This is a genomic window from Mesorhizobium sp. USDA 4775, from assembly GCF_054062655.1.
This window is the reverse complement of sequence record NZ_JBSSFM010000001.1, coordinates 2,385,678-2,405,176: the sequence shown is the minus strand read 5'-3', so window position 1 is coordinate 2,405,176 and position 19,499 is coordinate 2,385,678. Positions and strand designations below refer to the sequence as shown.

17 protein-coding genes and 1 pseudogene are annotated in these 19,499 nt (G+C 64.7%); 11 read left to right on the top strand and 7 right to left on the bottom strand.

Features of this window, described 5'->3' with window-relative positions; translation table 11 throughout:
- Genes ACVILI_RS11540 through ACVILI_RS11525 form a run of 4 tightly spaced genes read right to left on the bottom strand, consistent with a single transcriptional unit; the run spans position 1 to position 4,027 of the window.
- Positions 1-1,311 (bottom strand): Coenzyme F420 hydrogenase/dehydrogenase, beta subunit C-terminal domain, encoded by a 1,311-nt coding sequence (locus ACVILI_RS11540; RefSeq protein WP_038645019.1) that lies wholly within the window; start codon positions 1,309-1,311, stop codon positions 1-3.
- Positions 1,312-1,322: 11 nt separating this feature from the next.
- Positions 1,323-2,237 carry a nitrilase-related carbon-nitrogen hydrolase gene (locus tag ACVILI_RS11535; RefSeq protein WP_038645017.1) on the bottom strand — a complete coding sequence of 305 codons (915 nt, stop codon included), beginning with the start codon at positions 2,235-2,237 and terminating at the stop codon, positions 1,323-1,325.
- Positions 2,222-3,652: a dihydropyrimidinase gene (gene hydA, locus ACVILI_RS11530; protein ID WP_038645016.1), complete on the bottom strand. Its 1,431-nt coding sequence runs from the start codon at positions 3,650-3,652 to the stop codon at positions 2,222-2,224. Before hydA ends, ACVILI_RS11535 begins: the two co-directional genes overlap by 16 nt.
- Positions 3,653-3,676: 24 nt before the next feature.
- A complete protein-coding gene (locus ACVILI_RS11525) occupies positions 3,677-4,027 on the bottom strand; it encodes a RidA family protein (protein WP_019856633.1) in 351 nt (116 codons plus the stop codon).
- Between the two features lie 304 nt (positions 4,028-4,331).
- Between ACVILI_RS11525 and ACVILI_RS11520 the strand changes: the two genes are divergently transcribed.
- From ACVILI_RS11520 to ACVILI_RS11495, 6 genes are read left to right on the top strand one after another with little or no spacing between them, the layout of a single operon-like run.
- A complete protein-coding gene (locus ACVILI_RS11520; protein WP_038645014.1) occupies positions 4,332-5,585 on the top strand; it encodes an MFS transporter in 1,254 nt (417 codons plus the stop codon).
- Positions 5,586-5,595: 10 nt separating this feature from the next.
- Positions 5,596-6,345 carry an SDR family NAD(P)-dependent oxidoreductase gene (locus ACVILI_RS11515; RefSeq protein WP_038645012.1) on the top strand — a complete coding sequence of 250 codons (750 nt, stop codon included), beginning with the start codon at positions 5,596-5,598 and terminating at the stop codon, positions 6,343-6,345.
- Positions 6,346-6,375: 30 nt separating this feature from the next.
- On the top strand, positions 6,376-7,401 hold the full coding sequence (locus ACVILI_RS11510; protein ID WP_020628787.1) for an NAD-dependent epimerase/dehydratase family protein: 1,026 nt from the start codon (positions 6,376-6,378) through the stop codon (positions 7,399-7,401).
- Positions 7,402-7,413: 12 nt separating this feature from the next.
- Positions 7,414-8,349 carry a polysaccharide deacetylase family protein gene (locus tag ACVILI_RS11505; protein ID WP_038645010.1) on the top strand — a complete coding sequence of 312 codons (936 nt, stop codon included), beginning with the start codon at positions 7,414-7,416 and terminating at the stop codon, positions 8,347-8,349.
- On the top strand, positions 8,324-9,706 hold the full coding sequence (locus ACVILI_RS11500; protein WP_240564864.1) for a dihydroorotase: 1,383 nt from the start codon (positions 8,324-8,326) through the stop codon (positions 9,704-9,706). Before ACVILI_RS11505 ends, ACVILI_RS11500 begins: the two co-directional genes overlap by 26 nt.
- Positions 9,707-9,711: 5 nt before the next feature.
- Positions 9,712-10,485 (top strand): SDR family NAD(P)-dependent oxidoreductase, encoded by a 774-nt coding sequence (locus ACVILI_RS11495; RefSeq protein WP_038645008.1) that lies wholly within the window; start codon positions 9,712-9,714, stop codon positions 10,483-10,485.
- A 276-nt stretch (positions 10,486-10,761) separates the two neighbouring features.
- Here ACVILI_RS11495 and ACVILI_RS11490 read toward each other — a convergent pair whose 3' ends face one another.
- Positions 10,762-11,790 carry an aldo/keto reductase gene (locus ACVILI_RS11490; protein WP_457102448.1) on the bottom strand — a complete coding sequence of 343 codons (1,029 nt, stop codon included), beginning with the start codon at positions 11,788-11,790 and terminating at the stop codon, positions 10,762-10,764.
- Between the two features lie 183 nt (positions 11,791-11,973).
- Between ACVILI_RS11490 and ACVILI_RS11485 the strand changes: the two genes are divergently transcribed.
- From ACVILI_RS11485 to kdgD, 4 genes and pseudogenes are all read left to right on the top strand, one after another.
- Entirely contained in the window at positions 11,974-13,065 is a 1,092-nt protein-coding gene (locus ACVILI_RS11485; RefSeq protein ID WP_069091517.1) for a sugar ABC transporter substrate-binding protein, read from the top strand.
- Positions 13,066-13,225: 160 nt separating this feature from the next.
- On the top strand, positions 13,226-14,293 hold the full coding sequence (locus ACVILI_RS11480; protein ID WP_051112817.1) for an ABC transporter permease: 1,068 nt from the start codon (positions 13,226-13,228) through the stop codon (positions 14,291-14,293).
- Positions 14,290-15,117 (top strand): ATP-binding cassette domain-containing protein, encoded by an 828-nt coding sequence (locus tag ACVILI_RS11475; protein ID WP_019856623.1) that lies wholly within the window; start codon positions 14,290-14,292, stop codon positions 15,115-15,117. The genes ACVILI_RS11480 and ACVILI_RS11475 overlap by 4 nt, the downstream gene beginning before the upstream one ends.
- Positions 15,118-15,191: 74 nt before the next feature.
- Positions 15,192-16,125: pseudogene (gene kdgD / locus ACVILI_RS11470) on the top strand (5-dehydro-4-deoxyglucarate dehydratase).
- A 48-nt stretch (positions 16,126-16,173) separates the two neighbouring features.
- On the opposite strand, the gene ACVILI_RS11465 reads toward kdgD, so the two are convergent.
- A complete protein-coding gene (locus ACVILI_RS11465) occupies positions 16,174-16,905 on the bottom strand; it encodes a FadR/GntR family transcriptional regulator (RefSeq protein ID WP_019856621.1) in 732 nt (243 codons plus the stop codon).
- A gap of 155 nt (positions 16,906-17,060) precedes the next feature.
- On the opposite strand from ACVILI_RS11465, the gene ACVILI_RS11460 reads away from it, so the two are divergent.
- A complete protein-coding gene (locus tag ACVILI_RS11460; protein WP_457102447.1) occupies positions 17,061-17,885 on the top strand; it encodes an NAD-dependent epimerase/dehydratase family protein in 825 nt (274 codons plus the stop codon).
- Here the strand turns inward: ACVILI_RS11460 and ACVILI_RS11455 are convergent.
- On the bottom strand, positions 17,882-19,486 hold the full coding sequence (locus ACVILI_RS11455) for a GMC family oxidoreductase (protein WP_457102446.1): 1,605 nt from the start codon (positions 19,484-19,486) through the stop codon (positions 17,882-17,884). The two genes, ACVILI_RS11460 and ACVILI_RS11455, sit on opposite strands and share 4 nt — an antisense overlap.
- Between the last annotated feature and the right edge of the window lie 13 nt (positions 19,487-19,499).

The following is a 19,499-nucleotide window of genomic DNA, read 5'->3' as shown; positions in this document are numbered from 1 at the left end:
TCAACACGATTGCACGGTCCTGCTTTTGCGCGGCGCGGCAGGAGGCTCACCCAGGCGACCGCGGTGAGCGCGGTCGCGGGCACCGCGACCCTCGGCCAGGTTCTCCGCCAGCGAATTCTGCAGGGCGCAATCTCCAAGTGCGAGGTCGGTGACAAACGGCACCGGCTTGCCGGCGATCGCCATGCCTTTCAGCCGCGCCCAGACAGCGCGCCGCTTGCGCACCTGGTGCGACTGCAATTCGCTGATCTCGGCAATGCCGGTCTCGCGCTTGATCTCCAGCGCGCCGGTTTCGACGGCCGCGTCGAACAGTTCAAGGCCGCGCCTGGTGCGCACGATGATGCCGTTGAGCGCCTCGTCCTCGACCGCCGGCCCACCATTCAGCCAGGCATCCGAAACGGCAATGTCCGCCACCTGGCCGATCGCGTCGGGACAGATCTTGCAGCGCGGCTGGATCATCCATTTGTCCTCGTCTTCCCACAGCTGCCGATAGCTAAGCTCGAAGGCGCGGCCGTCCCTGGTTTCGATCCGGTTGAGGCCGGGATTGCCGTGGCCGCGATAGCGGAACAGCGCGAGCTCGTCCTCGGCGAGGCCGAAACGCTGCAGCACCTGTTCCGATTTCGAAAGGTCCGATGCGCCGCCGCAGACGAAGGCCAAGGCATAGCGCATGTACTCGTCGACGCGCGGATCGAGCCGCGCCAGGTTGCGCACGGCGGTGATGTCGCAAGGCTTGGCAATCAGCGCGAAGGGTTCGCCGCGATCAAGGATATCGCCGAAATCCACCAGGGTCGCAGCCGGGCCATAGCGCGAGCCCGCGCCCTCGAGCATCGAAGCGGCATCGAAACTCAGCCGCGTTTCGCTGCGCATCGGCTGGGAATGTGACGCCGCGACATGCAGCACGAATTTGACACGCCCGGAGCTCAGCAGGAACTGGCCGAGCGCCGTCAGCACCCCGCCGCCGGAACCGATAAACCGCACGCTCGGATCTCCGGCGCGGCCGAGCACAAGCCTCTCGACCGGTCCCCAGACCGTGTCCATCAACGCGGTTTCGCCTGATCGGGCTGGCGGCGGACCTGCGATGCGCGTTCCCGGACAGACGGCATTGATCCGCATCAGCGTCGGCCTGTCCAGCGCCTGTCTCGCCACCGGCCGCTCGCGGCCCTCCGGCGTCATCACCATTTCGATGGCATCGGGCGTGGCTATCGAACGGCAGAGGCCGCAGCCGATACAGAGTCCATTCTCGACGATCTCGCCGAGTGACAGCGGATGGGCCGCGCGCGGCATCGTGTCCTGATTGGCTTCGAGGAGGCCCATCTCGCTCGATCTCAGACCGGTTCCGAAATGCGCCGGTACTGGTCGGGGCGGCGATAGAGCGCGAAGTTGAAATTCACCTTCCGGCAGGTCTCGATCAGATCGAGATCGGCGCGATGGACGATTATCTCGTCGTCGAGCGACATCGCCTGCGCGGCGATCTCTCCGGTCGGCGCGATGATGCAGGATCCGCCGATCAGTGCCTGGCCGTCTTCGAGGCCAGCCTTGGCAGCCGCCGCCACCCACAGCGTGTTCTGGTAGGCGCCGGCCTGCATCGGCAGATGGTTGTGGAACATTCTCAGATGCGCCAGTCCCGGCGCTTCGTCGAGAAGCAGCGGCGTGTTGTAGCCGAGCAGCACGACCTCGGCGCCATTCAGGCACAGCATGCGGTAAGTCTCCGGCCAACGGCGGTCGTTGCAGATCGCCATGCCGACACGGACGCCGCGATAGTCGAAGACGGGAAAGCCGAGATTGCCGGGTTCGAAGTAGCGGCGTTCGAGATGCGTGGTGGTGCCTTGCTCCGGCTCGCTCGACCCCGGCACATGCATCTTGCGGTAGCGCCCGATGAAGCGCCCGTCCGGGCCGACAAGGTCCATCGTGTTGAAATGGCGCGTGTGGCCGTCTTCCCTGGCGATCTCGCAATAGCCGAGCGCGAAGCCGACCTTGAGGCGCGCGGCGGCATCGTAGAGGCGCTGCGTTTCGGGGCCTGGCATCGACTGTTCGAAGAAGGCGTCGATCTCCGCCTGGCCGTCAATGCGCCAGCGCGGAAAAAAGGTGGTCAGCGCCATCTCGGGAAATACAGCAATCTCCGCACCTGCGACGGCGGCCTGTTCCAGCAGATGGACAAGGCGATCGACTGTTTCGGCACGCAAGGCGCTGCGCTGTATGGGTCCGGTCTGGGCAACCGCAATAGTCAGGCATCGAGCCATGGCGTCGTCTCCTCGACTGGTTTTCGCGAAAGAGCCGGATCGGCGGCGGTGCGCGCTACGAATTGTCCGAACCCCGGCCGCACTTGGAGCTTGCCGTCCACGACCACCGGCACGCCGCGCACCAGCACGGTGGTCGGCTTGCCGGTCACGCTCCTGCCCTCGTAGGGCGTGAAGTCGACGCGCGAATGCAGCGCCTGATGCCCGAGCGTCCAGGTCGCGGTCGGATCCCACAGCGCCAGATCGGCATCGAGGCCGACCGCTATCCGCCCCTTGGCATGGGCCAGACCATAGATCGCGGCGGCATTGCGGGAGGTGAGATCGAGATAGCGGTCCAGCGTCAGCCGGCCGGTGAGCAGCCCTTCCGAGAAGAGCAACGGCAGACGAGTCTCGATGCCGGGAATGCCGCTCAGCGTGGTGGTGAAGGCGGGCGTCTGCGATCTCGCGATCTTGTCGGCGAAGAAATAGGGCGAATGGTCGGAGGACCAGAGATCGATGCCGCCATCGATCAGCGCCTGCCACAGATGCCGATGGCTGAGCGGCGAACGCGGCGGCGGCGAAAAGACAAAACGCGCCGCATCGATGGCCGGGCGGTCGAGGTCGGCTGCGCCGATGAACAGATATTGCGGGCAGGTCTCGGCGATAGCGCCGACGCCGCGCGTCCTCGCTCGCGCCACCTCCTCGGCCGACTGCCAGGACGAGACGTGGACGATGGTCATGCGCGCGCCTGTCATCTCGGCGAAGGCCAGCGCACGATGCGTGGCCTCGCGCTCCATCGTCTCGCTGTGGGCAACGGCATGGTAGCGGATATCGGTGCGGCCGAGATCGATCAGCCGCTGGCGTGTGCGCCTTATCGCGGCATCGTTCTCGGCATGGACCATGACGATCCAGCCAAGCCTGTGGGCAGTATCGAGCACCCTGAAGAACAGGTCGTCGTCGACGGCAAAACCCTGATAGGTCATGAACAGCTTGACCGAGGCGATGCCGCGACCGGCAAGTTGCGAAAGCTGTTGTTCTACATCCGGGCCGGTGCCCATGGTCACCACAGCGTGCAGCCCGTAGTCGATCACCGCGCGGCCTGTGGCGCGATCGAGCGCTCGATCAATGGCGCCGACAGTGCTCATCTCGGGACCCGGCATTCCGAACGGGACGATGCATGTCGTGCCGCCGAAAGCCGCCGAGATGGTGCCGGACTCGAAATCGTCCGCATTGCCGGCCCCGCCCCAGACCGGCTGGTCGAGATGGCAATGGGCATCGATGCCGCCGGGCATGACCCAACGACCGCCGGCGCCGATCACGGATTTACCGGCCAGGCTGGTGCCAATAGCGGCGATGCGGCCGTCGTCGACGGCGATCTCGCATTCGGCCCACCCGTCGTCGAGCGCAACGCGTCCGCCTTTGATCACCAGCTCATGCATTCGGTTTTCCCACCCCAAACGGCGTCAGCCGACCGCCGCCGTGACCATGATCTCGACGCGATACTGGTCGCCGGCAAGCCGCGCCTCCACCGTCGCGCGCACCGGCATGGCGCTGCGATCGATCCAGGCATCCCATGCCGCATTCATCATCTCGAAGTCGGCGATGTCGCGCAGCCAGATCTGGGCGCTGAGAAGTTTCGACTTGTCGCTGCCGGCCTTGGCCAGAAGGGTATCGATCTTGCCGAGGATCTGCCTGGTCTGCGCGGTGGTGTCGCCGGAAAGGTCGTCCGCCGTCAGGCCGGCGACATAGACGGTACCGTTATAGCGCAGCACTCGGCAGAAGCGTTGGCCATTCTCAAGGCGTTCAATCGTCATCTCCTGGTCTCCTCTCGATCTTCGGCAGGCGACCTATCGTAGGGAGCGTGCAAAAGGACTGTAAAGGCTGTCGCACGGCACAACCCTGTTTTCCGCAACTGGGATGGCCAAAAAAAATGACGCCATAGCCGTGTCAATCTTCGCTTGTGGCATGCATGGCGAGGTGTAGCTTCCCTCAGGGAGAGCAGCCGCCGGCCAGCGTGACTGCCAAGGGGAGCCGTCGCAATGCGTAAAAGTCCGGCGTCGGTCAGTGATCCTGCTTGCGATCTCCGGCGCCCGTCCTAGCCGGCCGACGGCTGCATTCATGGGATCGATCGCTCAATCCGCGATGCGCTTGTGGCGGAATGCCGAGCGCTCCCGCGCCACGCTGCCGATCATGGCAAGCGTCTGCCTCGCCTGTATCGGCAGCGCCATGCTGACGACCGCTGTCTCGTTCCACCTCGGCAAACCCGGCGTCGACCCCGACATCGTGCAGATCGTGCTGACCGCCTATCCGGTCGGCTTCCTCATCGGATGCCTGATGACGCGTCCATTGGTCGCCCGCTACGGCCATGAGCGGACCTTCCTACTGATCCTGACGACAGCGCTGCTGTCGGCCCTGGGCTTCGTCTTCACCGACTTCATGCCGGGCTGGTTCTGCTTCCGGCTGCTCGGCGGCATGTCGATGGCGTCGATGTTTGTCGTCTGCGAGAGCTGGATCAATCTCTATGCCGAACAGCACAATCGCGGCGCGATGTTTTCGATCTACATGCTGACGACGGCGATTGCCGTGCTGCTCGGCCAGATCCTGGTCGCGCTGGTCGGTCCACAATCTCCGCATCTGTTTCTGGTCGCGACCGCGACGGTCCTTCTGGCCTTCACGCCCAACTTCGCGGGGCTGCGCTGGCCGACGCTGCCTCCTGTGCCGGCCGAGCCGGCGCCCGCGCCCGGGGCGAAGACGGACAGGCGGCTCGGACCGCTGGCGCTTTTCAGGCTGGCGCCGGTGACCGTCGTCGCCATTTTCCAGGCTGGCATCACCAACATGAACATCTTCGTGCTGACGCCTCTTTACGGCACGCAGATCGGACTGTCGGCGGCGGCCACGGTTTGGCTGGTGACCACGATAAGCATCGCCGGCATGCTGGCGCAGACCCCGGTCGGCTGGCTGTCGGACCGGTTCGACCGCCGCCTGATGCTGCTGGCGCAAGGGCTGGTGTCGGTGACGGCCTGCGCCGCGATCGCATGGGTCGGCACCCTGTCGGTGCCGCTGCTGTTCGTGCTGTTCTTCCTCTATGGCGCCACGGCGCTGACGATCTATCCGGTGGCGATGGCCTTCGGCGCGTCTCAGCTTCATAGCCGGCACATGGTCGCCGCCTCCGGCACGCTGCTTCTGCTCTACTCGATCGGCAATGTGGCAACGCCGGGTGTCGCCGCGGGGTTGATGGCGCATCTTGGGCCTCCCGCCATGTTCCTGCTGCTCGGCGGCGGCGCTGCCCTGGTCACGCTCGCGGCCTGCTACAATCTTCTGCGCCGGCCGGTCACGGCACCGGTCATGCAAAGCGCCGAGGAACGGGTTTGAGGTCGCCGCGATGAACCGACTGCAAGGCAGCGTTGTCCTGATAGCGGGCGCCGCAAGCGGCATTGGCGCCGCCATTGCCCGACGCTGTGTTTCGGAAGGCGCCAGCGTGGTCTGCGCCGACTATGATCTTCTGCCGGCGACACAGCTTGCCGGTATACTTGGTCCTTCGGCTGCCGCCTGCCAATGTGACGTGACCGACATCGGTTCCGCCCGGGACGCCGTCGAATTCGCGAGACAAAAATTCGGCCGGCTCGACGGGTTGGTGCACAACGCTGCCGCGCCGTCGACGAACGCCACCGTCGTCGATCTCGACGAACAGTCCTGGCGCCGCGAACTCGACGCCAGCCTGACCGGCGCGTTCCTGATAAGCAAGTACGCGGTGCCGTTGATCGCCGCGGGTGGCGGCGGGTCGGTGGTGTTCATCGGATCGCAGTTCGGACGGGTCGCGACGACCAGGGCCGTCGCCTATTGCGCCGCCAAGGCGGGGCTGATCCATCTTGCCAAGGCGATGGCGGTCGACCATGCGCCGGATAAGGTGCGCGTCAACAGCCTGTCGCCGGGCGCGGTGGCGACGACGCGCCTGTTGCGCAGATTTCCGGACTTCGAGGCGGCCAATGCAGGTCTCGGACCCGCGCATCTGCTCGGCCGCATCGCGGAGCCGGATGAGATCGCCGCGGCGGCTGCCTTCCTTTTGTCATCGGATGCATCCTTCGTCACCGGATCCGACATGCTCGTGGACGGCGGCTATGCGACGCGCTGACCCTCATCATTCAACCACCAAGGAGTTCGCATGACGCTACTCGTCACTGGCGGCACCGGCTTTGTCATGAGCGTGGTCGCGCGCGCCTGGCTCGACCGCGATCCGCAAGCCCGGGCCGTGATCCTCGACCGGTCCGGCCTCGACACGGCGGCCGAAAAGCATTTCGCCCCGGTACGCGACCGGCTCACGGTGATCGCTGCCGATGTGCTCGACCCGAAGGCCTGGTCCGCGACACTCGACAAGCATGGCATCACGGCAATCGTGCATGGCGCGACGATCACGCCGATCTCGCGCGGCAGCGCCTCCGAGGCAAAACGCCAGCCAGAGGCGGAAGACCCTGCCCGCATCGTCGACGTCAATCTGATGGGCACCGTGCGAGTGCTGGACTGGGCGCGCACGAGGCCGGAGGTAAAGCGCTTCGTCTATGTCAGTTCCGGCTCCGTCTACCGTCACAATGGACCCGACTGGGGCGGCGAGCCGCTGCCGGAAGACGGCTATGTCGCGCCGCTGACGCTCTACGGCATCTCGAAATTCGCCTCCGAGATGGTGACCAACCGCTATGCCGACCTGTTCGGCCTGTCGGCTGTCTCGGTGCGGCTTGCTTCGGTCTACGGCCCGATGGACCGCGCGACCGAGAGCCGCAACTTTCGCCATGTTCCCAACCGCGTCGCGCATATGGCTCTGGCCGGCGAGACGATCAGGCCGAACAGCCTGGAGCCTGTCGGCGACTATGTCGCCTCGACCGACGTTGCCGACGCGATCCTCGCGCTGATCGATGCGCCGCGCCTCAACTACCGCCACTACAACATCGGCTCCGGCTCGAGCCAGACCATCGGCGAGATCATCGGCTGGGCAAGGGAACGCGTGCCCGGACTGAAGGCCGAAGTGACATCGGGAGAAAACGCCAACATCGTCCAGGATGTGAGACTGAAAGGCGGCATGTGGGGCGCGTATGACATCGCCCGCATCCTACGCGACACCACATGGCGGCCGCGCCCCGGCAAGGAAGCCTTCCACGCCTACATGGACTGGATAGAAGCCAACGAAACGAGCTGAGAGGAACTTGCCATGACGCCGAGCGCTGCCTCGCAACCGACCCAGCCGAGGGATTTCGTCGGCTATGGTCCGCGCCCGCCCTTCATGACCTGGCCCGGCGGCGTCAAGCTCGCCATCAACCTCGTGCTCAATTACGAGGAAGGCTCGGAGTACTCCTGGCTGGAGGACGGCCGAAACGACAATTGGGGCGAATACAATCTCACCTCCAGCCCGCCGGTGCGCGATCTCGGCACCGAGACGCATTTCGAATATGGCAGCCGCGCCGGTGTCTGGCGGCTGGCACGGCTCTTCGATCGCTACGACATCCCGATCACCATCTCCGCTTGCGCGGTAGCGCTGGACCGGAACCCGCCCTTCGTCGAATGGATGAAGACGCGGCGGCACGATCTGCTCGGCCACGGCCTGCGCTGGATCGACTACACGACCATGGAGCGCAGCGAGGAAAAGCGCCACCTGCATGAAGCGATCGCGCTTTACCAGAAGCTGCTGGGCAGGCGCCCCCTCGGCTGGAACTGCCGCTCGCTGCCCAGCATCAACACGCGCGATTTGCTCGTCGAGGAAGGCGGCTTCCTCTACCACTCCGATCCCTGCAACGACGACCTGCCCTATTTCCTCGATCATCGGGGGACCGAGATCCTGGTCGTGCCCTATTCCAAGACGCTCAACGACAGCCGCTATCTGGTGGCGCCCGGCTACAGGAATCCGCGCGACTTCGCCGAGGATTGCCGCTCGGCGATCGATTACATGCTCGACGAGGCGGACGAAACCGGCGGCCGCATGCTGACGATCGGCATCCACGCGCGCTGGATGGGCCAGCCCAACCGGGCGTCCGGGCTGCGCGAGGTGATCGAGCATGTGAAGCAGAACCCGACCGCTGCCTTTATGCGGCGCGAAGACATTGCCCGGTTCTGGCTGGACAATCATGCCGGCTTCGAGCGGCGCGGCTGACAAGAGCAACGAGAACGGCGACATGTTCGAAACGCTGATCCGGGGAGCCACCATCGTCAACGCCGAAGGGTTCGAGCGGCGCGACGTGGGCATCACCGACGGCCGCATCGTGGCAATGATCGCGCCCGGCGAGACGGCTTCGGCCAGGACCGTTGTCGATGCGGCCGGTGCCTATCTGCTACCCGGCCTGGTCGACGCGCATGCGCATCTGCGCGAGCCCGGACTGACGCACAAGGAGGACTTTTCCTCCGGCACGCATGCCGCGGCCCTTGGCGGTGTGACGACGGTGCTCGACATGCCGACCGACGAGCCGTGGACGGCCACGGCCGAACAGCTTGCCGACAAGATGGCGATGACCGATGGCCGCATCCATGTCGATGTCGGCTTCCAGGCCGTGGTCAGCAACGACCTGTCGCACATCTCAGGCCTGCTCGATCTCGCGCCGGTCTCATTCGAACTGTTCACAGCCGATGTGCCCGATGACTTCCTGTTCGCGACGCTCGACGCCGTGGCCGAAGCGTTGAGAGCTTTCGTCGGCAGCGACACTTTGATCGGCATCTCGCCGGGCGATCAATCGATCCTGACCGGCAGCACACTGCGTGACCGTTCCGGCACCATCGCCGCCTTTCAGGCCAGCCGGCCGCCGCTGGCGGAGGCCAACGGCATTGCCCGCGCGCTTGGCGCCGCCGCCTCGGCCGAGACCAAGATCCATGTCCGCCAGATCAATTCCGAACTCGGCATCGAGACCTGGAGCCGGCTGCACGGCATGGCCGACGCCAGCGTCGAAACCACGCCGCAGAACCTGTTCTTCACGGCGCAGGATTACGAAACACAAGGCGCCAATCTGAAGGCCTCTCCGCCCCTGCGTTCGCCGCATGATGTCGACGCGCTGCGCGCGGCGCTGAGCGCCGGCCTGATCGACATCATCGCCACCGACCACGCGCCGCATGCACCGGCCGAAAAGGCCGCGCGCTATGCTGCTTTCGCCGACATTCCGGGCGGCATGCCTGGGCTGCAGACGCTGCTTCCAACCGTGCTGAGGTTGGTCGAGGAAGGGCTGATAGCGCTGCCGGATGTGGTGCGCATGTGTGCCAGCAATCCAGCCGAGCGCTTCGGCCTCGGCCGGCGCAAGGGACGGATCGCCACCGGCCACGATGCCGATATCCTCATCCTCGATCCCCGCCAGTCGAGCACGATCGCCAATGCCGATCAGGTGTCGCGAGCGGGCTATACACCATTCGACGGCTGGACGGTCCAGGCACGGCTGACAAGCGTCCTCCTGCGTGGTCGTGAGATCGTGCGCGAGGGAAAACTGATTGGCCCGAGCGTTGGAAATATTGTCACCCGGGAAAGCTGAGGACCATGCCCCTGCTCACAGACAAGACCGCCATCGTCACCGGAGGCAGTTCCGGCATCGGCCGCGCGATCGCGCTGAAATTCGCGGCCGAGGGCGCGAACGTCGTCATCGCCGACACGGTCGAGCAGCCGATCGAGGGCGGTGAGAGCACCGTGGAGTTGATCCGCTCGGCCGGCGGAGCTGCCGTTTACATCCGGACCGACATCTCCGACTGGAGCGCCGTCGATGGGCTGGTCGGTGCGACGGTCACGCAGTTCGGACGGCTCGACGTGATGGTCAACAACGCCGCGATCTACACCAGCACCAATCTGATCGACACCACGCCGGAACAATGGCAGCGCGTCGTCGGCGTCAACCTGACCGGATTCTTCTACTGCTCGAAACGGGCGGTGATACAGATGCTCGCCCAGGCGCCGGTCAACGACGTGCGCGGCCGTATCATCAACATCTCCTCGCAGCATGGCATGGTGGCCTGCCCGGGCGACTTCCCCTATTCGGTGAGCAAGGGCGGCATCGTGCAGATGACACGGCAGATCGCCGTTGACCACGCCGACGACCTGATCGTCTGCAATGCCATCGCACCCGGCAAGATCATCACCGGCAAGCCAGGCGTTGCCAACGACCCTGGCGCGCTCGACTATTCACACCGCCGCACGCCTTGGCCGCGGCTCGGGCATCCGAATGACGTGGCAGGTGCCGCACTGTTCCTTGCCAGCGACATGGCAAGCTACGTCACCGGCATCAACCTGATGGTCGACGGCGGCTGGATGGCGGGCTGACCGAGGAGAACTACATCCGCCCGTGCCATAAGACGCGTTCGCTGTGCTTTCCCCAGGACTGGTTCCACAGTGCCGTCCGCTCGCCGAGGCTTGTGCATCGCTAGCTATTCCCCGCGACAGAAACGGTGGATGCGGTTTATCGAGATGCCTCCTCGCGGCCTCGCTTCAGCGCCACCCCTCCGCTACCAGAGCAAGACAAAAGACTTAGAGCAGTTCGCCTTTTCCGTGAGACGGTGAACTGATCCAGCGTCCATTCTTCAGGTCATCGGCGGGCGCTCAAGAGGTCGGTGCAGCGGCCGCAACCAATCCGGCTTGCTTGAGATCAGCCCATAGCTCCGACGGAATATCCTCCCGCAGATAGGCCAGATTCTGCTTCAATTCCTCGGCAGAGCGGGCGCCCGGGATGACACTCGACACCAGGGGATGGCCGAGCGGGAACTGCAGCGCCGCCGCCGGCAGCGAAACCTTGTGGCTGGCGCACACCGCCTCGATGCGGCGGACGCGTTCGAGCACCGGCTCGGGAGCCGGCCTGGTGTTGAAGGTCGCGCCCTTGACCGCGCCCGTCGCCAGGATGCCGGAATTGTAGGGGCCGCCGATAATGATCCTCGTGCCGCGCTGTTCACAGAGCGGCAGCAGGTTCGCCAGTGGCTCCTGTTCGAGCAACGTGTAGCGGCCGGCGAGCAGGAAATAATCGAAGGCGCCGGCAACGACGAAATCGGACAGCATCTGCCATTGGTTGATGCCGACGCCGACCGCCTTGATGACGCCTTGCGAGCGCAGTTCGTCGAGCGCTGGATAGGCGCCGTCCATGGCTTCCCGGAAGCGGCTCCGGGCATAGGGATCCTCGCCGGGGCCGAAATGAATGGCCTCGTCGGGATCGTGGATCGAGACCATGTCGACATAGTCGGTGTCCAGCCGCTTCAGCGTGCCCTCGAGCGAACGCATCACCGCATCGCGCGAATAGTCGAATTCGGCGCGGAAGGAGCCGGGCTGGTCCCACAGCGCCGGCTTCAATTCTTCGGGCGGGATCGGCACGAGGTCGTAGCCGATCTTCGACGAGATGACGATGTCCGCGCGGGGCAGCGACTTGATGGCGAGGCCCAGACGCGTCTCGCTGACGCCAAAGCCATAGACAGGTGCGGTGTCGAAATAGCGGATGCCATTGTCATAGGCCGCCTGCACAGTCTTCACCGCCGCATCGGTGTCGACGGCGCGGTACATGTTGCCGAGCCCCGTGCCACCGAGCCCGATCGTCGTCACCTTCAGGCCGCCCTTGCTAACAGCCCTGAATTCGATTTCAGCCATTTTCTCTTCCTGTAATCCCTGATCGTCCATTTGTGCCGCCCAGAAGGCCGCCTTCGCGCCATTAGGCCGCAGAGGGCCGTCCTGAACTCGGCGGCGAAAAAGCATTGACACAAAAGTTGTCATATAACAATGTAACCAGATGACAAATGTAGCGATGCCTACAAAGCGACAAGGGAGGAACGCATGGACGACGAGACGAAAAATCTGATGGAGATGGTGAATGCCGGCATCAGCCGGCGCAGTGCCTTCGCACTGGCCGGGAAGCTCGGCCTCGGTGCCGCAGGCCTCGCCAGCGGACTGGCAGGTGCAGGTCTGGCCGGCGGCATCAGTGCCGCACGAGCAGCCGATTCATCGCCCGGCCTGCCGAAGAAGCCCTACAAATTCCACTTCGTCTGCCACGTGACGCTCGACCAGTTCTTCACGCCAACGGTCTACGGCATCCAGGATGCCTGCGCGGCTTTCGGCTGCAGCTATCAGTGGACAGGTTCGCAGAAGAACGTCGTCTCCGAAATGGTCAGCGCCATGCAGACGGCGATCGCGCAGAAATCGGACGGCATCGCGGTGTGCCTGGTCGATCCGACGGCCTTCGACGCCGCCACCGACATGGCCGCGCAGGCGGGTATCCCGGTTGTCGCCTTCAACGCCGACGTGCCGGTCGGCAGCCCCAACAAGCGGCTCTCCTATGTCGGCCAGCCGCTCTATCAGTCCGGCTACAACTCGGCGCTGAAGTGGCTGAAGCTGATTCCCAAGGGCGGCCATGTCATGCTGTCGATCGGCGTGCCCGGCTCGCTGAACACGCAGCCGCGTCTCGACGGCTACATCCAGGCGATCAAGGACAGTAACAGCGGCGTCACCTACGATGTCGTCAACACCGGTCCGGATCCGGCAACCGAAATCTCGCGCGTCGAGAGCTATTATCTCAGCCACAAAAACGTCAACGGCCTGTTCGGCACCGGCGGTTCCGACACCTATGCCTGCGGTTTCGTGTCCAACAAATACGGCCTGGTGAAGGGAGGCGGCGCGGTGGCCGGCTTCGACCTGTTCCCGCAGACGCTGGACTTCATCAAGGCCGGCGACGTCAACTTCACCACCGACCAGCAGGCCTATCTGCAGGGCTTCCTGCCGGTGCAGCAGATGTACCTCTACAAGCTCTCCGGCGGTCTCGTCGGCCCGGCCAACAGCGACACCAGCCAGGCCTATGTGACGAAGGACAATGTCGACGCCTATGTCGGCAAATCGCGCTTCGAGGGCCGCAGCGACGTCGAGCCGACCTGACACGGTCAACCCTGTGAAACGCCTGCCCTCGCCGCGTCATTTCGCATGATGTGGCGGGGGCGGCGTCGGCTGCCGACCTGGCTGCTTTCGCCTCATCGCAAATCCTCTTCTTCGCCCAAAATTCGAAATCAAGAAGAAGTTCGAAATCAGGAAGACAAGAGTGCCGCCCACAGAAACCAAGCCCGCGAAGAAGACCGGCGTCAAGGTCCCGCACACGATGACGGAAAGGCTGCTGATCCTGCTTTCGCGCTATCGCGAGGCCAGCATCGCCGTCGTCGCCATCGTGCTGGTCATCTATTTCCAGTTCGGCAGCGATGGCGGCTTCCTGTCGCCGCAATTCATGAGCGTGGTGCTGCGCGACACCGGCCGGCTCGGCCTGATCGCCGCGGCGGAAGTCATGCTGATGATCACCGGCGAGATCGACCTGTCGCTCAGCGCCATCTTCTCGATCGCCCCCTATGTCATGGCTCTGCTGTCGGTCACCTATGGTGTACCGCTCGCCGTGGGTGCGCTGATCGGCGTGCTGATCGGCATATTGGTCGGCGCCATCAACGGCATCATCACCGTGCGCTTCAAGGTGCCGTCGCTGATCACCACCGTCGGCATGCTGTTCTTCCTGCAAGGCATCGTCGTCTCAATCTACAACAGCCAGCCGATCGTGGCGCCGGTCGAGCAACCCTTCAACGCCATCTTCGGACAGAGCCTCTACCAGCCATCGGATGCGCTCTTGTCCTGGCATGGCATCACCGCCTTCACGCCCTTCCTGTGGGCGGCGGTGCTGGTGCTGGTGCTGGCGCTGGTTCTGAACCGCACCACCTTCGGTCTGCACACCATCGCGACGGGCTCCAACATCATCGGCGCGCGTGAGATCGGCGTGCGCACCGACCGCATGAAGATCTACAATTTCATGATCGCCGGCGGCTTCGCCGCCTTCGCCGGCATCATCAACACCGCGCAGTTCACCTCGGCTGATCCGCAGGCCGGCAGCCCGTTCCTCACCCTGCAGGCGATCGCCGCGGCGGTCATCGGCGGCACCTCGCTGCTGGGCGGCTCCGGCACGGTCATCGGTGCGCTGATCGGCGCCTTTGTCGTCGCCTCGCTCAACAACGGCCTGGTGATGATCGGCGCGCAGGCCACCGTATCCGACATCTATCTCGGCGCCGCCATCATCGCCGCCATGATCCTCTCAATCCAGGTCGACCGCCTGCGCACACGGAGGCGCGTATGAACACGCAAGATATTCCACCCCTCAGCAAGGATTCTCCCGTCGTGCTGGAGATGTCCAACATCTCCAAGAGTTTCGGCGCGGTCACCGCCCTCGTCGACGTCTCGATAAAATTGCGCCAGGGTGAAGTCCTGGCGCTGGTCGGCGACAATGGCGCCGGTAAATCGACGCTGATCAAGATCCTGTCCGGCTTCCACCAGCCCGATACCGGCACGATCGTCTCGCAAGGTAAGGAGGTGCGTTTCGCCTCGCCGCGCGATGCGCGCGCCCAAGGCATCGAAACCGTCTATCAGGACCTGGCTCTGATCGGCGACCTCAGCGTCTTCCACAATATGTTTCTGGGCCGCGAGTACCACAAGCGCTTCCTTGGCCTGAACCTGCTGGACAACAGGAAGATGCGCGAACAGGCGCAGCTCTATCTCGATACGCTCGGCATCTCGATCCCCAGCGTCAACAGCACAGTCGATCTCCTGTCGGGCGGGCAGCGCCAGTGCATCGCGGTCGCCCGCTCGATCTATTCGTCACCGAAGATCCTGGTGCTTGACGAACCGCTGGCGGCCCTTGGCGTGCGCGAGAGCGCGCATGTGCTGGGGCTTATCCAGAATTTGCGCCAGCAGCGCCAGGTCTCGGTGATCCTGATCGTCCATAACTACAACCAGATCTTCGAAGTCTGCGACCGCATCAACTTCCTGCATTCGGGCGAGGTCGCGCTGGACGCGTCCACCGCCGACACCAGCGAGGAGGAGCTGATCCGCATCGTCAAATCGGGCCTCGGCCGCAAGGCGATCGACGCCGCCGCGGCTGAAGTGCGGCCGGGCCTCGTATGAACCTGCCTCGCGGCTGAACCAATCCCCGCCGGCCCGACCACCATCGGCCCGGCCCCTCGCACGGAGTATTCGTTTTGACGTTCTCACCCACCGAACTGACCAGATCCCTTGGCCGCGGGCTGCTGTCCTTTCCGCTGACCTTCTTCGATGATGACGGCGGCTTCAACGAAGGCGGCTACCGCGCCCATGTCGCCAGCCAAGGCGCTGCCGGCGCCAGCGGGCTGTTCGCCGCCGGCGGCACGGGCGAATTCTTTTCGCTGACGCTCGAGGAATACAAGCGCGTCGTGCGTGCGGCGTCTGACGAGGTGCCTGATCATTTGCCGCTGCTGGCCGGCGTCGGCTACGGCACGCATATGGCGGTCGAGTTCGCCAAGGCCGCCGAGGCCAATGGCGCCGACGGGTTGCTGGTGCTGCCCCCCTATCTGGTCAAGTCGGAGCAGGAGGGCCTGCGCCGGCACCTGACCGCCATCTGCCGCTCGGTCGGCATCGGCGTGATCGCTTACAGCAGGGACAATGCCATTCTGACACCCGAGACGCTCGAGCGTGTGGCTCAGGATTGCCCTAATTTGATCGGCTTCAAGGACGGCGTCGGCGACATCGAGTTACTCACCGCCACGCGCTACCGAATGGGCGACCGGCTGGTCTTCATCGGCGGCATGCCGACGGCCGAGGTCCATGCGAGTGCGGCGGGCCGCCATCGGCATGACGACCTATTCGTCGGCCATCTACAATTTCGCGCCCGCGATTGCGCTGCGCTTCTTCAATGCGCTGCGCGCCGGCCACAAGACGGAAGTCGACGACCTCATCCGCTCGTTCTTCCTGCCCTACCTCGCCATCCGCAACCGACGCGCCGGCTATGCCGTGTCGATCGTCAAGGCCGGTGCGCGCATCGCCGGCATCGATTGCGGCCCGGTCAGGTCGCCGCTTCTCGACCTGACTGATGATGAGGAGCGGCAGCTCGCTGATCTCATGCAGTCCTGCGAGATGCCGGTCGCGGAGCTGGCGTAGGACGGGATGATTTGCTGGAGTGGATCGAAGACCCGAGTTGACGGCGCGCTACGATCGGGCCGAACCGTCGACCATGCGGCGATAGCGTTCCCGGCCAGCCTCCAGATGCTCGCGCAAGGTGAAGCGGGCGGCTTCGACATTCTGCCGCTCGATGGCCTGATAGATGCGGCGGTGCTCCATCTGGACCTGTTCCAGATAGTGCCGCCGCTGCTCCGGCGTTTCGTCGCGCGGACGCATCAGCTGGCGTGGAATGACGACAGGGCCGAGAAAATGCATGAAGCGTTCGAAATAGGGATTGCCGGTGGCCGAGGCGATCGCCCGATGGAAGGCAAAATCCGGCTCGATGGCGCTCTCTCCCGCCGCGATCGAGGCATCGATGGCGTCGAGGCAGTCGCGCATGCGGGCAAGGTCGTCGTCGCTGCGTTTCTCGGCGGCGATGCCGGCGGCTTCCTGTTCCACCGCCAGCCGGAGCTGCAGCACGTTCTGGACTTCGGTCAGCGAGTGCAGCTCGTCGGAGACGATGCGAAACGTGGTGTTGGCCTGATGGTCGGCGACGAACACGCCAGAACCCTGGCGGCTGACGACGAGCCCTTCCGATCGAAGAGAAGCCATGGCTTCGCGGATCACCGTGCGGCTGACACCGAATTGCGCGATCAGTTCCTGCTCGGTCGGCAGTTTCTCGCCGCTCGTCATATGGCCGGCACGTATTTCGCGCGCAAACCAGTCGGCAACCTGCGCCGTGCGGCTGATCTGCGGGGGAAGGCCAAAGGAGCGTTTCATCGCCACCAAGCAATAAACGAACCGCCGTCCTTGGCAACCGATTATTTATACGGTGATATGATGAAATTTGCGGAATGCTCGCCACGACCAGTCTTCATTCGCCTTGCCATATCAGCGCGAACATGTCCGCGGTCTCAGCGAAAGGACTGGATGTGATGCTGACCGACAAACCGGTCCTGTTGACCGGAGCCTCCGGCACGATCGGGCGCCTGCTCTCAGTCCGGCTGGCGGCGCTGGGCTGGACCTTGCGGCTCACCGATGTCGTGCCGTTACCGATCTCGCTGCCGCCAAACGCAAGCTTCACCATCGCCGATCTCGAGGATCAGCAGGCGGTGAACGATCTGGCGGAGGGTTGCGGCCTGATCCTGCATTTCGGCGGCATCTCCACCGAGCAATCCTTCGAGACCGTGCTTGGCCCCAATTTTCGCGGCAGCTTCCACATCTACGAGGCGGCACGCAGCCAGAAGGCGCGCGTGGTCTTCCCGTCTTCGGTCCATGCGGTCGGCCTCTACGAGCGGACGCAGATCCTCGATCAGGACTGCCTGCTCAGGCCCGACGGCTATTACGGCCTGTCGAAGGCCTATGGCGAGATGCTGGCGCGGCTCTACTTCGACAAGCATGCGGTGGAAAGCGTGCTGATCCGCATCGGCTCGGTGCTGCCCGAGGTGCCGGACGAACGCATCCTGTCGACCTGGATTTCGCATGACGATTTCGTGCGGCTGATCGAGCGTTGCGCAGCGGCGGAGCGGGTCGATTGCTCCGTCATCTGGGGCCAGTCCAATAACAGCCGCGGTTTCTGGCGGCATGATGCCAGGGACAAGATCGGCTGGACCCCGCTCGACAGTTCAGACGCCCAGGCCGAACGCGTGCGCGGCAAGGTGACGGACAATCCCGTGGTCGAGCGCTACCAGGGTGGCAAGTTCATCGTGGCGGACTACAGCCGCACCGGCTTTCCGCCGCGTGAGATGTTTGACGACTAGGCCGTCGCCGCAGGCAGAGGGCCGCGCCCGGCGATTAGATCCGCCGCCTTCTCGGCAATCATGATGACCGCGGCGTTGGTGTTGGACGACACAATGCTTGGCATCACCGAGCTGTCGCAGACACGCAGGCCTTGCAACCCGCGCACACGAAGCTCGGGATCGACGACGCTCCCGGCATCGCCGCCCATCCGGCACGAGCCGACCGGATGATAGGCGCTGCGCCCATGTTCGCGGGCGAAGGCTTCGAGTGCGGCGCGTCCCTGCATGGCCGCGCCTGGAAGATGCTCGCGGCTGATGTATTTTGAAAAAGCCGGCTGCGACAGGATCTCGCGGCTGATCTCGATGCCGTCGATGGCGCGCTCGAGATCGTAGCGCTCGGCGAAGGGGTTGGGGTCGATGACCGGCGCATGGCGCAGGTCCGCCGAGCGCAGCGTGACGCTACCGCGCGAGCGGGGGCGCACATGGTAGGAATTCAGTGTGCAGCCATTGCCGCCGGGAACCGAGCCGATGCCTTCCTCGACGCCGGCGCCGGGCAGGAAATGGAACTGGATGTCGGGCGTTTTCTGCGCGCGGTCGCCCCACCAGAAACCGCCGGCTTCGACGATGTTGGAGGCCACCGGCCCCTTGCCGAACAGCGCATATTCGAGGCCCGCGACGGCCTGCCAGCGCTTCTTCTTGTAGCGATCGATGCCATGCGGTCCGTTGAGCTCGGCGACGACGTCGACATCCATGTGATCGTGCAGGTTCTGGCCAACGCCGGCGAGATCGCGGACCACCTTGATACCGTGCGCGCCGAGATGCGCGGCCGGGCCGATGCCGGACAGCATCAGCAGTTTCGGCGAGCCGATGGCGCCGGCGGTGACGATCACCTCACGCTCGGCGCGCAAGAGTTCGGTGCGGTCCTTGACGATGACCTCGACGCCGATGGCGCGGCCGTTCTCGACGACGATGCGGCTGACCGTGGCGTCGGTGCGCAGCGTCAAATTCCGACGGCCAAGTGCGGGCTTGAGATAGGCGACGGCGGTGCTTGAGCGTTTCCCCTGACGCGTCGTCGTCTGATAGAAGCCGGTGCCTGCCTGCTCGCCAGCATTGAAATCGGCCCTGAACGGAAGACCCGCCTGCTGCGCCGCCTTGACGAACACCCGGGTCAGCGGATGCGGGGCGCCGCTGGAAACGCCGAGCGGGCCATCGATGCCGTGCTCACGACCCGCGAAGGTGTCGTTGCCCTCGGAGCGGATGAAGTAGGGCAGCACCTCGGCGTAGCTCCATCCCGTACAGTCATCATCAGCCGCCCAGCCGTCGTAATCCTGCGGGCAACCGCGCGTGAACACCTGGGCATTGATCGAGGAGCCGCCCCCCAGCACGCGCGCCTGCGGATAGACCATGGTGCGGCCGTCGATCGCCTTGCCGGGGGCGGTATCATAGCCCCAGATCAGCGGCCCCGACGTCATCTTGAAGAAGCCGACCGGCAGATGGATGTAGCGATCGGTGTCAGGCGGGCCGGCCTCGAGCAAGGTGACGGAAACGTCCGGATCCTCGCTCAGCCTGGCGGCCAGAATGCAGCCGGCCGAGCCGCCGCCGACGATGATGTAGTCAGACATTCTCACTCCCTTG